Here is a 15,872-nt window from a genome sequence, read left to right on the forward strand (position 1 = left end):
AGCCAAGTTACACTTGAAATCTCTTCGTTACAGTTATTAGTATACCATAAGTAATAGAAATATGAACCCTAGATTCATGGAAGACAAGGTGTTACCTTCCAATACTCCCAAGCTATCTAGCAATCTTCTGCTTCTCACGCAAAGCACGTTGGATATCGCGTTGTGCGTCTTTCTTAGCAGCGGACTCACGCTTGTCGTATTGTTTCTTCCCTTTACCAATGCCAATGAGAAGCTTGGCGTAGCCGTTCCGGATGTACACTTTCAAAGGAACGAGTGTATACCCTTCTTGCTTCGCTTGGCCTAGCATTTTGGCGATTTGCACCTTCTTCAGAAGCAACTTCCGCGTCCGAGTTGGATCATCCGGATTGCTGCGATTGCCTTGATCGAAAGGACTAATATGCATATTGTGTACAAAAGCTTCGCCATTTCGAATCGTCGAAAAGCTGTCGCCGATGTTGGCTTTACCTGCCCGTAAGGATTTGATCTCCGTGCCGGTCAGGACAAGACCGCATTCATACGTATCTTCAATGAAATAATCGTGTGAAGCCTTTTTATTCTGGGCGAGTAGTTTGCCATCGGCCTTCTTAGTTGCCACGTGAGATCCTCCTCCCGCACGCTAAATGCAGGTAAATCTTGCTACAATGTGCAACCTATTGTAGCAAGATCAAGCCCGAAAAGCAAGAACCGGCGACTATCTCCGCCGCTTCTTGCTGCCATCGCCGTCGTCACTCCGACGACGGCCGCCCTTGGCGAGCGCGTTCACGCCGCTCGCCCAATCCATGCCGCTGCGCTCCGCAGCAGCGCCACCGCCACCGCCCGCTTGGGCTTCGCCCCCAAGCGAAACACCGCGCTTGCCTTCGCCGCCGCGGCTAACCCCGCTGTCGGTCCGCCCTGCGCCGACTGCCTGCAACCGTTGGCTCAAGCTGCCGCCTTCGCCAATCTTACCGCCTTTGCCGCGCTTGTCGCTCCAAGGCTTACTGCCACCCTTGCCGCGGCGCGACTTCCCTTGACCTGCTGCATTTCCTTGGAAGGCCCCGCCTTGGCCTTCCCCAATACCTGCAATATTCTCTGCTTTGCCATCGCCTCCAGCAAAGCCATCAGCTCTACCTTGTCCTTGGCCTTGGCCTTGACCTCTGCCTCTGGATCTTCTACGGCCTTGCTCTGTTCCTGCCGTTCCTTCTGCAGCACCAGCACCCTCAGATTTCCCGCGAGCTGCCATCTCAATCCGGCGAGCAGCACCATTATCGGCACGCCCCCGCTTTTTCCCTTGATTTCCTGTCGTTTGATTGCCAGCAGCATCGCCCTGATTCGCAACCCCGCCTTGCCCAACCACAGGCTGTGCCTTCGCAAAGCCGCCTTTCCCTTTGTAACCGCCCTTGCCTTTTTCCGTTCTACCTCGGCCTTTATCGGATCCACCCTTATCAGATCTGCCGTTATCCGACTTGCCACGGAAGCCTTTAAACCCGCCTGCGCCGTTGAACTTACCACCACCACCACCGCCACCGCCGCGGCTATATCCACCCTCTTTACGAGGCTTCATATCCAGCAATTCAAAATCAATCGTATGATCATCCATATTCACGCGAGCGACCCGCACCTTGATGCTGTCACCGAGTCGATAAATTTTGGATGTGCGTTCACCAATTAACGCATGCTGCTTCTCGTGATGATTGTAGTAATCATCGGTCAAATCACTCAAACGAATTAAGCCTTCTACCGTGTTGTCCAGCTCGATGAACATTCCAAAGCCCGTTACGCTTGAGATAATACCCTCGAACTCTTCGCCGACTTTATCCATCATATACTGTGCTTTCTTCAGCGCCTCTGTCTCGCGCTCCGCATCAACAGCAATACGCTCCCGTTCAGAGGATTGCTGCGCGATATCATTCATTCGCGAAGCCAAATAATCGTGACGTTGATCAGACAACGTACCGCCATTCTCCAGCACTTCACGAATAACACGATGAATAATCAAATCCGGATATCGACGAATCGGTGAGGTGAAATGAGAATAATACTCCGCAGCAAGGCCGAAATGTCCCAAGCTTTGCGCATCATACTTAGCCTGCTTCATCGAGCGCAACATCACTTTGCTAATCACCGTTTCCTCTGGTGATCCCTTGATATCTTCTAATAACGCCTGCAAGGAACGCGCATGGATCGCTCCTCCCTTGCCTCCCCGCATCGTATAGCCGAACGTTGTTACAAACTCCATGAAATTCATCAATTTCTCGGAATCCGGATCTTCATGCACACGATATAGGAAAGGAACTTTTAGCCAAGTGAAATGCTCCGCAACGGTCTCATTCGCGGCTAGCATGAACTCTTCGATCATCATTTCCGCGACAGAACGCTCTCTTTTCACAATATCGGTAGGCTTACCGTCAGCATCTACAAGGATTTTCGACTCTTCAAAATCAAAATCAATCGCTCCACGCTTCATCCGTCTGGAACGCAGCCTGGCTGCGAGTTCTTCCATGCGTTTGAAGTCTTCCATCAAATACGCATATTTCTCCACGATTTCTGGCTCTGCCTCACCTGTCAGCAGTTTGCGTACGTTCGTATAGGTCATCCGTTCACTTGTTTTGATCACACTGGTGAAAATCTCATGATTAACAACCTTCAAATCCTGGTCAAATTCCATCTCACAAGACATCGTTAAGCGGTCAACACGCGGGTTCAAGGAACAGATCCCGTTGGAGAGACGGTGCGGCAGCATCGGAATCACACGATCGGTCAAATATACGGAGCATCCGCGGTTATACGCTTCAATATCAAGCGCGGTACCTTCCCGCACGTAGTAGCTCACATCGGCAATATGCACGCCAAGTCGAACGTTGCCATTCTCCAAAAGCTCCACATTAACAGCATCATCCAAATCCTTGGCATCTTCACCGTCGATCGTCACAATGGTTTTCGCACGAAGATCACGACGACCTTGGCCGATGATCTCTTCTTCCGTAATCGAATCTGGTGCCGCGTCTGCTTCCGCCAGAACTTCCGGTTGGAAAGCCTCAGGCAATTGATGTTTTCGTATAATGGCCAAAATATCTACACCCGGATCATCCTTATGACCCAGAATCTCAATAACTTCACCTTCTGCCGCGGAACGGCCTTCTGGATAGTTCACGATCTTCACAACAACCTTCTGGCCCGAGACGGCTCCCATAAAAGCATGCTGCGGAATGAAAATATCACGATTCATCCTTTTATCATCTGCAATGACGAAGGCGTACGTTTCTTGGCTTTGGAAAACACCCACAACTTGCGTATTTGCCCGCGTGATAACACGCACAACTTCGCCCTCTAGACGGCCGCCGCCTTGGCTTCGCGCTGTAACCTTTACGAAAACAATATCACCGTTCATCGCCGTATTCAGGTCGTTTGCATTAATGTACACGTCTGGGTGCTCGCGGTCTTCAGGGATTAAGAACGCAAAGCCCTTCGCATGGGCCTGCAACTTGCCTCGCACCAAATTCATACGTTCCGGAACGCCATAACGATCATTGGGGCTCCTTACAATATGGCCGCTTTCTTCTAATTTATTAAGCATTTTGATAAAATCTTTAAACTCATTTGCGCTTCCAATCCCAAAATGCTTCTCAAGCTCTTTATAGGACATAGGCTTATACGCCTCTTCTTGCATTAAACTTACAATTTCATTCTCTTTTATCATAAATCCATTCACCTTCTTGTTGTTGTTCTAGTCCGCCGTTCTCAAGTCCCTTACTCCATAGTATGCCACTTGCAGCGAAAGGATAAACGCAGAAATATCCGCATAAATCTGCTCCCGCTCTTGATCCAGCAATAAACCATGGGAGGATTCCTTATAAAAACGCAGTTCCGATACCTGTGATCCTACGCTATTCTGTATAAACGCAGCGCTGCTAGGATGGACGACTCCATCCTTAATTCCTTGCCCGATCCAGATCGGGGCATCAACCCGCGGCAGCAACTTCTTTACTTCCTTAACTAGCTTTCTTAAGCTGACGACACAGCGAATCGGCGTTTTGGTATATGCACATGACTCGTCTAACAATGTGGAGATCTTCTTGGGTTTCTTCTTTATGTATGGCATTACATACTGCATAACCCCAGCTAGCGCCAATTTCCTTGTCGTAAAGAAAAATGGTGTAGCCAGTGAGATGATGCCCGCCGCAGCGCGTTCTCCCCCCAACTTCAAAGCGAGCAGTCCGCCCATGGAATGTCCCATGATAACAACTCGCTTACAACGAGCGGCAAGCTCATCGTAACTCTCCAGCACATGCCCATACCAATCCGTCCATCCGGTGCGTCTCATATCCTCAGGCGAAGTGCCATGCCCTGGCAATCTGACCGCTTGAATCGTGTACCCCTCATCTCGCAAGGTGTAGCCAATTCTTCTGAATTCCGATGGAGAGCCTGTGAAGCCATGAATCATCAAAATGCCAGTTCCTTGCTTCTCGCCATGACCTTTCCAATAGAAGGGCTCTGTCGACTTATAAATCCGTTCTTCGATAATGATGACTCATCCTTTCACCAACACTTGTACAAAAATGAAAAAACAGCAGGAGTATAGTTCCCCTGCTGTTATCGTTTTATGTGTGTTAGCTTTTCACTACGTAGGCTACGACAATGGAAAGAATAAAGAATGCAGCAGCAAGACCCATTGTTGCGCGCGACAAAAATAGTTCCAAACCACGAGCTTTTTGTTTACCAAATAAGTGTTCTGCGCCACCGGAAATGGCACCGGACAAGCCTGCGCTTTTCCCTTTTTGTAAAAGGACAATCGCGATTAATCCAACCGAAGCTATGATTAACAAAATTTTCATAAAGATTAACATATTAGCACCCCAATTGCCTATTCTTTGCCTTATACAACTAGCATGAGTATTTTAACATAGTTCGTCCACGAATACAACCAAAAGGCCTAAACGATGCATTCGTTACTAATCGCGATAAGATCCCAACGTAGTAGGTCCACTTGCACGTCTAGCTCTCTTGCTTCGCCCTAAGAAGGCACTCACCGCTCGCTTCGCACACCACAGCGCGAATAACGTAAACCCGATCGCCCACACAATGGCAGGTATCCCCGTGTGGTTGGCCAAATTAGTCGCATCACCAGCGCTCCGGCTGTTTTGCACCGCATATACGATCAAAGAAGCTGGACCAAACACCGACTCCTCCAAACATAAGAATGCAAGCAGCAGATAGTAGAAGTCACGCAGCCATTTCGGTGTAATGGCTAGAACCACAACAGTCAGAACAATAAACCCGACTAAGAACATGATACCATACCCATTACGCACGAATAGCACCAAGGACAGAATAGACAAAACAGCCATTACTTGTAAGCCAAGTCGCTGTTTCCCTCTTGCGTAGGCCGAGAATAAAAACCAAGCAAACACCGAGGCCGTCATATAACCCGCCAGTGACACAGGGATGATCGACCAAGACTTCGTTATCGTCGATAAGGTGACACCGCTTTGATTACTGTACAGCTCGATATACATGACTTTACCGGACAAAGCCAATGTAACTGCCGCGTGCCCGAACTCGTGTACCATCGTGTCGATGTTCCGAAAAAAGGAAGAAGGGAGCCAGTGCGTGAGCACCGCAGAACCTATCAGAAATAAAATAGTTTTCAACCAGTTGCTCATACAGCCGACGCCCCCTTGATTACATAAACGAGCAGGTGACTGAATCACCTGCTCGCTAATGGTCTTATTTAATTAGTATACGCTATAGCAGCGAGACTTTGAACTACGTTCAAAAATCTATGACTTACTTGAAGTTTCTCAAGTTGTAGAATGCTTTTTTACCAGCGTATTGAGCTACAGTGAACAACTCGTCTTCGATACGAAGAAGTTGGTTGTATTTCGCTACACGGTCCGTACGGGACGGAGCACCTGTTTTGATTTGACCAGCGTTCGTAGCAACCGCGATATCAGCGATTGTGCTGTCTTCGCTCTCACCGGAACGGTGGGAGATAACTGCTGTGTAACCAGCGCGTTTTGCCATTTCGATCGCATCAAAAGTCTCAGTAAGCGTACCGATTTGGTTAACTTTAACCAAGATGGAGTTACCGATGTTTTCTTCGATCCCTCTGGATAGACGCTCAGTGTTCGTAACGAACAGATCGTCACCAACGAGTTGAACTTTGTTACCCAATTTCTCAGTAAGCAACTTCCAACCTTCCCAATCGTCTTCGGAACAACCGTCTTCAACTGTGATGATTGGGTATTTATCAACCCAAGCCGCAAGGAAGTCAACCCACTCAGCGGATGTGAAGGATTTGCCTTCGCCTTCAAGGTGGTATTTACCATCTTTGAAGAACTCCGTGGAAGCAACGTCCATACCCAAGAATACGTCAACACCTGGTGTGAAACCAGCTTTTTCGATCGCAGCAAGGATTGTTGTGATTGCTTCTTCATTGGATGCGAAGTTAGGAGCGAATCCGCCTTCGTCGCCAACAGCTGTGTTAAGACCTTTTTCTTTCAATACGGATTTCAAGCTATGGAAAATCTCAGCGCCGATGCGAAGAGCTTCTTTGAAAGTTGGAGCGCCAACTGGCAGAACCATGAACTCTTGAACGTCAACGTTGTTGTCGGCATGTGCCCCACCGTTGATGATGTTCATCATTGGAACTGGAAGTGTTTTGGCATTGAATCCACCAAGGTAAACGTACAATGGCACGTCCAAAGCGTCAGCAGCTGCGCGAGCAACAGCCATGGAAACAGCTAGAATCGCGTTAGCGCCTAGTTTAGCTTTGTTAGGAGTACCGTCAAGCTCGATCATTTTGTTGTCGATGCCAACTTGATCAAGAGCGTCTAGACCGATGATTTCAGGAGCGATGATTTCATTTACGTTCTCAACGGCTTTCAGAACGCCTTTACCAAGGTAACGGCCTTTGTCACCATCACGAAGCTCAACAGCCTCATATGCGCCTGTGGAAGCGCCTGAAGGGACGATAGCACGGCCGAATGCGCCGGACTCTAGGTATACTTCTACTTCAACAGTTGGGTTACCGCGGGAATCCAATACTTCGCGTGCGTAAACATCAGAAATAATTGTCATTGTGATAAACACTCCTTTAATAATATGAATTTAGTTATTACTTGTTTAGGATTGTTGCACCAGTCATTTGCTCCGGTTGCTTCACTTCTAAGAAGTCTAGCATTGTTGGTGCAATATCTGCCAGAATACCGCCATCTCTTAGTGTAACAGATTTGTCTGTCACAATAAAAGGAACCGGATTCGTTGTATGTGCTGTGTTGCGTGAGCCATCTGCATTCGTAACCACATCTGCGTTGCCGTGATCTGCTGTGATGCAGACTACGCCGCCTTTGGCTAGGATCGCTTCTACCACTTTACCAAGACACTCGTCTGTCGCTTCGATCGCTTTTACCGTTGGCTCAAGCAATCCAGAGTGACCTACCATGTCAGGGTTGGCAAAGTTCAAAATAATCACATCATGACGCTCTGCTTCTACTTCTTTTACCACCGCGTCCGCTAATTCGTAAGCGCTCATCTCTGGTTTCAAATCATACGTCGCAACCTTCGGTGAAGGAATCAGCAAGCGAGTTTCGCCTGGCAATTCAGCATCTCGACCACCGCTGAAGAAGAACGTTACGTGCGGATACTTCTCTGTTTCCGCTGCGCGAAGCTGTTTCAGACCGTTCTGAGCCAGCACCTCGCCAAGCGTGTTATCCAGATTCTTCGGTTTGTACGCTACGAACCCATCTACGGATTCGCTGAACAGCGTCAGACACACGTAGTAGAGGTTCTTAGCCACTTTAGGACCACGATCAAACCCGCGGAAGTCTTCATTCGTGAAGACTTGGGAAAGTTGAATCGCACGGTCAGGACGGAAGTTGAAGAAGATCACCGCATCGCCTGATTCTACAAGTCCTACCGGCTTGTCGTCTTCACCCACGATAACCGTTGGCATAACGAACTCATCATAGACGGATTTCTCGTAGGATTCAACGATCGCTTTCATCGGATCCGTGTAGGTTGGACCGTCGCCATACACCATGGCGCGGTAGGATTTCTCCGTACGCTCCCAGCGTTTGTCGCGATCCATTGCATAATAGCGGCCTTGTACAGTCGCGATTTTGCCTACGCCGATTTCTTCGATTTTGTTCAGAAGGCTTTCCATATACCCTTTAGCAGAATCTGGAGCCACGTCGCGGCCGTCCAGGAATGCGTGGATGTAAACGTCATTGAACTCTTCTTTTTTCGCCAATTCCAATAGAGCAAACAAATGCTCAATATGACTGTGTACGCCGCCGTCAGAAAGCAAGCCGTACAGGTGAAGCTTCTTACCGTTATCTTTGGCATGACGAAGTGCGCCGACAATCGTTTCATTATCGAAAAATTCGCCGTCACGAATCGATTTCGAAATCCGCGTCAGATCCTGATACACAGTACGGCCTGCGCCAATGTTCAGGTGTCCTACTTCAGAATTCCCCATCTGACCTTCTGGCAAACCTACAGCCTCACCGCAAGCGGTGAGGGTTGTGTGAGGGAACGTCGACCAGTAACGGTCGTAGTTCGGCTTATTCGCATGAGCAACCGCATTCCCCTGCTCTTCTGAGCGGAGTCCGAAGCCATCGAGAATGATGAGTGCTACCGGTTTCGGTCTGGACATGTTACTTCGCCCCCTGGACGAGCTGAATGTAGGAAGCGGACTCTAAGCTCGCTCCGCCTACAAGCGCACCGTCGATGTCAGGCTGTGCCATGTACTCAGCAATGTTGTTCGGCTTCACGCTGCCGCCGTACTGGATGCGAACGACATCAGCAACCGCTGCACCGTAAAGACCGCTCACCAGTGTACGAATATAACCGATCACGTCTTGTGCATCTTCAGCAGTGGAAGATTTACCAGTACCGATTGCCCAGATTGGCTCATATGCGATAACGACTTGTGCCGCTTGCTCTGCGCTAAGACCAGCAAAAGCTGCTTCTGTCTGTACTTTACAAACGTCTTTCGTTTGACCCACTTCACGCTCTTCCAACTTCTCGCCTACGCAAAGAATTGGTTTCAAGCCGTGTTTGAAAGCCGCAACGACTTTCTTGTTTACGATTTCGTCGGACTCAGCGAAGTATGCTCTACGCTCGGAGTGACCGATGATCACATACTCAACGCCAAGGTCTTTCAACATAACGCCGCTGATTTCACCTGTGAACGCGCCATTATCTTCAAAGTGAAGGTTTTGTGCGCCAACATGAACGTCTGTACCTTTTGTAGCTTCAACAAGTGCAGGTAGGTTCGTGAATGGGGAACAAATTACGCTCTCCACTCCATCAACTGTGCTGCCTTTTACTTCGTTCACGAAGCTGATCGCTTCGGAAACGGTTTTGAACATTTTCCAGTTACCTGCGATAATCGGTGTTCTGCTCATAGTTAGACTCCTTTTTATGAAAAAATAATTTCTTATTTATCGTTTAATGCTACTACGCCTGGCAATGCTTTACCTTCCATGAACTCCAAGGAAGCTCCGCCGCCTGTGGACATGTGGTTCATTTGCTCAGCCAAGTGGAATTTCTCAGTTGCTGCTGCGGAATCGCCACCGCCGATAACTGTGTAACCTTCAGTCGTTGCACAAGCTTGCGCTACAGCGCGAGTACCATGGGAGAAAGGCTCGATTTCGAACACACCCATCGGTCCGTTCCAAACAACGAGCTTGGATTTCGCGATAACGTCTGCATAAAGCTCACGTGTTTTCGCTCCGATGTCAATGCCTTCCCAATCTGCAGGAATGCTGTCGATATCAACGATTTGCGTGTTCGCATCTGCGCTGAACTTATCCGTAACAACGATATCTACTGGAAGCAGGAAGTTCACACCTTTTTCTTTTGCTTTCGCAATAAAGCTAAGCGCTAAATCAAGCTTCGAGTTGTCCAGAAGCGATTTACCGATTTCATAGCCTTGTGCTTTCAAGAATGTATAGGACAGACCGCCACCAATCAAGACGTTGTCTGCAATGTTCAGGAGGTTTTCAATCACGGCAATTTTGTCTTTTACTTTGGATCCGCCAACGATCGCTGTGAAAGGACGCTCTGGGTTGTTCAACGCTTTCCCTAGAACATCAAGCTCTTTCTCCATCAATAGACCGGAAACAGCTGGAATATACGCTGCGATGCCTGAAGTCGAAGCATGTGCACGGTGAGCAGCACCGAAAGCATCATTCACGAACAGATCAGCTAGATCAGCGAAAGCTTTGGACAACTCAGGATCATTCTTCTCTTCACCTTCGTTGAAACGAACGTTTTCAAGCAAGAGTACATCACCATTTTCAAGCGCATCCACTTGGGCTTTCACGATTTCACCAACGGATTGATCCGCTTTCATCACGTTTTGACCAAGAAGCTCAGCCAATTTCGCAGCAACTGGCGTTAACCGAAGCTCTTCAACCACTTGTCCGTTTGGACGACCAAAATGGGCAGCGAGAATAACTTTTGCGCCTTGCTCTACTAAGAATTTAATCGTAGGAAGCGTTTCTCTGATACGTGTATCGTCGGTGATTTGACCGTTTTCTACAGGTACGTTGAAATCAACGCGAACAAATACTCTTTTACCAGCTACTTCAACATCGCGAACACTTTTCTTATTCATCGTAAAAGCCTCCTAAAAGTTTTCGTCAGAAAACTGACTTCGTAAGCATAAGCTCTCTGGCATGTATGGTTATCTTCCGGTTCTATCCTTTTATAGGGTAAATCGCACATAAAGAGGAGAATCGCTTCTCCCCTTCATGTGGTTTTCCAGTTGATGCTTTATGAAATTACAGACCTTTTTTCGCGATGAAAGCTACCAAGTCAACAACGCGGTTGGAGTAGCCCCACTCGTTATCGTACCAGGAAACAACTTTCAACATGTTGTCGCCAACTACCATTGTGGACAAAGCGTCGATTGTGGAAGAAGCTGGGTCACCATTGAAGTCGCTGGATACAAGTGCATCTTCTGTGTAGTTCAAAATGCCTTTAAGAGGGCCTTCAGAAGCTTGTTTCAAAGCTGCGTTTACTTCGTCAACTGTTACGTTAACTTTAAGCTCAACTACCAAATCTGTTACGGATACGTTAGGTGTAGGAACACGCATAGCCATACCGTTCAATTTGCCTTTAAGCTCAGGAAGAACTAGACCGATTGCTTTAGCTGCGCCAGTGCTGGAAGGAATGATGTTCTCAGCTGCTGCACGAGCACGACGAAGGTCTTTATGTGGAACGTCAAGAACGGATTGGTCATTTGTGTACGAGTGAACAGTTGTCATCATACCTTTTACGATTCCGAAGCTATCGTTGATAACTTTCGCGAAAGGAGCTAGACAGTTCGTTGTACAAGAAGCATTGGAGATGATTGTGTGTGCAGCTGGATCGTATTTGTCTTCGTTAACACCAAGTACGATTGTGATATCTTCGTCGGAAGCAGGAGCGGAAATGATAACTTTCTTAGCTCCACCTTTCAAGTGAAGTGCTGCTTTTTCTTTCGCTGTGAAAATACCAGTGGACTCGATTACGATTTCAGCGCCTACAGAAGCCCATGGCAGGTTCCCAGGGTCACGCTCAGCAAAAACCTTGATGGAACGACCGTTAACGATCAATTCACCTTCACCAGCTTCAACTGTAGCGTCTAGTTTACCGTGAGTAGTGTCATATTTGAGCAAGTGTGCCAAAGTTTTAACGTCTGTCAAATCGTTTACTGCTACGATTTGTACATCTTTGTTGTTCAATGCTGCGCGGAATACGTTACGACCAATACGTCCGAAACCGTTAATACCTACTTTTGTTGTCATAGTCATTTCCTCCTAAGATTACATAAATATTATATTTCAAAACGCAGCCATGAAAGGCATACGTTATGATGGCAACTTTCAGCTATACATGCTTCATGATTTCTAGGGCTGCTGCCTCATCTGTGACAAGCACATCTTCTTGCCCATGCCGCAGTACAGAAGCGATCGCTTCACCCTTGCTCTTCCCGCCAGCAACACCAATCACAACCTCAACACGCTGCAGATCTTCCAGCCGTAATCCGACTGTCGGCATCTTATGAACCACATTTCCTTGACGGTCAAAATAATACCCAAGCGCCTCAGCAAGTGCTCCATCTGCTCTCAGACTGCTCGTAGTCTCGCTATCTACTTTACGTCTGCGTGCCATGACCATAGCATCTCCGATACCATGTACAACAATGCGACAACTCCGCACCGCGTTCACAACTTCCTGAATTTGCGGGTCCTGAATGAGCGATTGATACGCCTCTTCTCCCAGATGATCCGGGACATGCAGCAGTCTGTATTTCCCGCCTGTTTTCTTGGCCATAATGGAAGCAATGGTGTTCGCTTGCATATCCACACTTTCACCAAGTCCACCGCGTGCAGGGACGAACCAGCTGCCTTTCATCGAAGAAGATATCGCCAAGTTATTGGCAATCTGCGCCATGGTCGATCCACCCGTTACCGCGATGATATCATCTTTGGCGACATATTTACGTAAGGCGGCCGCACCAGCGCGTCCAAGCTCCTTCTTCGTAAATACCGAAGTGTCGGAATCTCCAGGAACGATAATCACATGCGAGAGGTGAAAAGCCTTAGCAATACTGTCTTCCAAATCCGTCAGACCAAACGCCATCTTAATGATGGGCTGCATATCCTCCAGCAGCTGACGACCAGACTCGCTGATCTTCATACCGCTTGCGTCAGATTCCAGAAGCCCAAGCTCCTTCAGGAAATCGACTTCACCGCGGAGTACGCGTTCCGTCATGTCGAGTGAGGACGCTAGCGTCCTTCGTCCGACAACGCCGGATACCAAGATGTGTTGCAGAATCGAGTAGCGTTTCTTCATGATGTCCATTAGATCAGGCATGAGCTGTTTCTGAATATCTAGAATCTCTCTCATAGGACGACTTCTAACGCTCCCGATCCTTTGTAGGACGTTTTGTGTCCCGGGTATACATTTTGCGTCCCACCCGGGCGAAAAAAAAGTTCCTTGCACAAGTCGTAATTTTTGTTTCACATTTACAATTCTTATTATAACCATTCTTTTCTCAACATTCAACATTTGTTCAAACATTTTTCTCCAATTCGGGCTGAAAGGGCTTACCATCTTGCTTTTTCTGGATAGCTGACTTATAATAACCCTTGCTTCTCTTTTTTTAAACTATGCGCCCGTGGTCCAATGGATATGACGTAGGCCTCCGAAGCCTGAGATAAAGGTTCGATTCCTTTCGGGCGCGTCCAGTACATTTAGAAGTTATTCATACGTAGTAACCCTAAATCAGCATCGCAGCTGATTTTTTTTGCGTTTAGTTTGACCTTTCTTGACCTTCAGACGTTTTTTCGTTATCATACTTGTAGATACTGTAAATAGTATGTAACCCAACCCCAAGGAGGTCATTCTCATGAGTTTTATTCCTATGGTCGTCGAACAGGACGCGCGCGGTGAAAGAGGATATGACATCTACTCTCGCTTGCTGAAGGACCGCATTATATTCTTAGGCACGGGTGTCAACGATGTTGTGGCGAATTCCATCATTGCTCAGTTGCTCTTCTTAGCCGCTCAAGATCCTGATAAAGATATCTCGCTTTACATTAACAGCCCAGGCGGCTCTATCACAGCCGGTATGGCGATCTTCGACACGATGCAATTTATCAAACCAGACGTATCCACGATCTGTGTAGGTATGGCCGCTTCGATGGGCGCTTTCTTACTAACAGCAGGTGCCAAAGGCAAGCGTTACGCGCTTCCGAACAGCGAAGTCATGATTCACCAGCCGCTTGGCGGCGCAGAGGGTCAAGCCTCCGACATCGAAATTCGTGCGAAGCGTATTTTGAAAATGAGAGACAACCTGAACACCATCCTTGCAGAGCGCACTGGACAATCGTTCGAGCGCATCGAAAAGGATACTGACCGTGATAACTTCATGAGTGCTAAAGAAGCAGCCGAATACGGACTCATCGATAAAGTCATCGAGCGCGTCTAATTTTATACAAGAAAAACCAGCCTGATCTTCATGCTCACCTGAGCGCCGAAGATCGGCTGGTTTTTTATTTTACTTATTTCTTATCTTCCAATGGGTAGAAAATCAAATCAATCGGAAACGCCGAGCCCGCTGGAGGCGTGAACTCGATATCTAAGGCATCTTCGGTACCGGTCGTGCGTGCTAGTACTTGATACCCATCGAAAGCCGTAATGACACCGGAATACGGTACAGGAATGATCTCGCCGTTGATTTTAAATGGCCCCTTGAACACGCCGCCTCTAGCCATGATCATCACAGCCATTTTGCGCGGTTTATCCGCATGGATTTTGTAGACTACGCCATAATTCCCGCCATTCTCCACATTCATCTTTCGCATCACATCGTAGCCTTTGACGAACGGATCCGTCTTATTGTCACCGATCGTTAATACGGAAGATTTGGTGAAACTCGTGGCATCAATTTTCCACTGAATTTCTGAAACTGGGAATGTCCCTCGAACATGGCCGTTAAAGGCGAGTAAAGGCAACTCCTTCACCGTCGTTGGCGTCAGCATTTTGTCCGTTGCGATAAAGGACATTTGTAACTCGCCGTCCGTTTCGACATCATAGAACAAATTCACACCTTGACCTGGATAGAATTCAGGTAGTTTCGCATACACATAGCTTGCATGAGGCAGAACCGTCATCTCTTCTGAGTACACGTTGTTTAGAAGGAAATCAACCGACGCTTCGCTGCCAATCAAGTTCGCATAAACGGAAGGATATACCTCACCTTTATTCGTCGTTTTGATCGTAACCGGTTTATCTGTGTTATTCGTTGCGAAGATCGCCATCGTCATCTTCTTTTGCGTACCATTGATATGGTCCGCGTACAAGCGCGCTTTGCCATTAATATTATCTTGATACAAAATACCGCTCGATGTGAACTCTTCCGGGCTGTCACTCACAAGCAGCGTGCGCCCTTGCACTTCTTTGACTTCCTTCGGAAGCATAGGTAATTCATTGAAATGCGACCAAATGGTCGACCAGTTCGATTTGATAAAACCACCAACTGGCTTCATATAAATCGGATACTCGACTTCGGATAAATACGGTTCATTTACGACAGTCACGAAGCTTTTGAACAACTTACTCACATGACCATGACGATCCTTTACAGTTAACGTAACCGGATAGGAACCTGCTTTGAAGAAAGCTTCTTGCTTCCCTGTCCAATCGTACGAGGCAATCCCTTCAGCATCTGGATCATAGCTCAGATCTAAATATTTAACAGGCTCACCGAGCCTGTAAGTAGGCTTCGCAGTACTAAATTTGGCAACAGGACGAGAATTACTATCTTGATCAATGTAGATGCCCTCAGGCGCCTTAAAATGCACAATCTCTACACGTCGCAATTCACTGTTATATGTGTACTTTGCACCCATGTAATCAGCTAACCAAGTCAGCTTCACCAGCAACTTACCATTCACGATAGCGGCTACTGAATTAAAGGGTACATCCACCCCATTCGTTGTTACTGTCTTGTGATCGGAATCAAGGACAATATTATAACCTGGAGGCGCCATTTGAATCGTACGTGATAAATCATTCCACTCGACTTGGAAGCCTAATGTATCACCTAAGAACTTGGCTGGAACGAAAGTGCTTCCATCAATAATGGTAGATGGGGATTCGAGATGAACTTGCTCCTGATTCACGAAAGCTTCTGACTTATCGATATAAAGTAGAATAAAGGACGAGCTTGTTGATACCGCATGCGCGGCTGGTGCTGTTATCGTACTGACTAGAAATACGAGTAACGCCAGTAGGGCAATCATTTCTTTCTTTACTACACTCATTTCACTTCGACTCCTTCTTCAAGCTTTGGATAGAATCACTACTTAGAAATACAAATAGCCTTATCCATCATG

At 47.4% G+C, this 15,872-nt stretch carries 13 protein-coding genes and 1 tRNA gene; 2 read left to right on the forward strand and 12 right to left on the reverse strand.

The window, feature by feature from the left end; translation table 11 throughout:
* Positions 1-112 precede the first annotated feature (112 nt).
* The 11 genes from smpB to AC58QC_RS20015 form a co-directional block, all read right to left on the reverse strand.
* Entirely contained in the window at positions 113-595 is a 483-nt protein-coding gene (gene smpB, locus AC58QC_RS19965; protein WP_497349404.1) for an SsrA-binding protein SmpB, read from the reverse strand.
* Between the two features lie 96 nt (positions 596-691).
* Positions 692-3,676: a ribonuclease R gene (rnr, locus tag AC58QC_RS19970; RefSeq protein ID WP_497416850.1), complete on the reverse strand. Its 2,985-nt coding sequence runs from the start codon at positions 3,674-3,676 to the stop codon at positions 692-694.
* 27 nt (positions 3,677-3,703) lie between these two features.
* Positions 3,704-4,504, reverse strand: a complete 801-nt coding sequence (locus AC58QC_RS19975) for an alpha/beta hydrolase (RefSeq protein ID WP_497416886.1) — start codon at positions 4,502-4,504, stop codon at positions 3,704-3,706.
* Positions 4,505-4,586: 82 nt separating this feature from the next.
* Entirely contained in the window at positions 4,587-4,823 is a 237-nt protein-coding gene (gene secG / locus AC58QC_RS19980; protein WP_056611230.1) for a preprotein translocase subunit SecG, read from the reverse strand.
* A gap of 105 nt (positions 4,824-4,928) precedes the next feature.
* Positions 4,929-5,639 carry a M50 family metallopeptidase gene (locus AC58QC_RS19985; protein WP_497416851.1) on the reverse strand — a complete coding sequence of 237 codons (711 nt, stop codon included), beginning with the start codon at positions 5,637-5,639 and terminating at the stop codon, positions 4,929-4,931.
* A gap of 124 nt (positions 5,640-5,763) precedes the next feature.
* On the reverse strand, positions 5,764-7,056 hold the full coding sequence (gene eno, locus AC58QC_RS19990; protein ID WP_497366059.1) for a phosphopyruvate hydratase: 1,293 nt from the start codon (positions 7,054-7,056) through the stop codon (positions 5,764-5,766).
* A gap of 37 nt (positions 7,057-7,093) precedes the next feature.
* On the reverse strand, positions 7,094-8,632 hold the full coding sequence (gene gpmI / locus AC58QC_RS19995) for a 2,3-bisphosphoglycerate-independent phosphoglycerate mutase (RefSeq protein ID WP_497416852.1): 1,539 nt from the start codon (positions 8,630-8,632) through the stop codon (positions 7,094-7,096).
* A gap of 1 nt (position 8,633) precedes the next feature.
* Positions 8,634-9,386: a triose-phosphate isomerase gene (gene tpiA, locus AC58QC_RS20000; protein ID WP_497416853.1), complete on the reverse strand. Its 753-nt coding sequence runs from the start codon at positions 9,384-9,386 to the stop codon at positions 8,634-8,636.
* Between the two features lie 32 nt (positions 9,387-9,418).
* Positions 9,419-10,600: a phosphoglycerate kinase gene (locus tag AC58QC_RS20005; RefSeq protein ID WP_497416854.1), complete on the reverse strand. Its 1,182-nt coding sequence runs from the start codon at positions 10,598-10,600 to the stop codon at positions 9,419-9,421.
* Positions 10,601-10,766: 166 nt separating this feature from the next.
* The gene (gap, locus tag AC58QC_RS20010) at positions 10,767-11,774 is read right to left on the reverse strand and encodes a type I glyceraldehyde-3-phosphate dehydrogenase (protein ID WP_497416855.1); all 1,008 of its coding nucleotides are present in this window, start codon (positions 11,772-11,774) and stop codon (positions 10,767-10,769) included.
* An 82-nt stretch (positions 11,775-11,856) separates the two neighbouring features.
* A complete protein-coding gene (locus AC58QC_RS20015) occupies positions 11,857-12,879 on the reverse strand; it encodes a sugar-binding transcriptional regulator (protein ID WP_497416856.1) in 1,023 nt (340 codons plus the stop codon).
* 265 nt (positions 12,880-13,144) lie between these two features.
* Between AC58QC_RS20015 and AC58QC_RS20020 the strand changes: the two genes are divergently transcribed.
* Positions 13,145-13,216 (forward strand) — tRNA-Arg (locus AC58QC_RS20020).
* A 165-nt stretch (positions 13,217-13,381) separates the two neighbouring features.
* Positions 13,382-13,963 (forward strand): ATP-dependent Clp endopeptidase proteolytic subunit ClpP, encoded by a 582-nt coding sequence (clpP, locus tag AC58QC_RS20025; protein WP_065851305.1) that lies wholly within the window; start codon positions 13,382-13,384, stop codon positions 13,961-13,963.
* A 73-nt stretch (positions 13,964-14,036) separates the two neighbouring features.
* Here the strand turns inward: clpP and AC58QC_RS20030 are convergent, their stop codons facing one another.
* The gene (locus tag AC58QC_RS20030; protein WP_497416857.1) at positions 14,037-15,800 is read right to left on the reverse strand and encodes a copper amine oxidase N-terminal domain-containing protein; all 1,764 of its coding nucleotides are present in this window, start codon (positions 15,798-15,800) and stop codon (positions 14,037-14,039) included.
* Between the last annotated feature and the right edge of the window lie 72 nt (positions 15,801-15,872).

The sequence above is a fragment of the Paenibacillus sp. J22P51 genome, assembly GCF_059692215.1.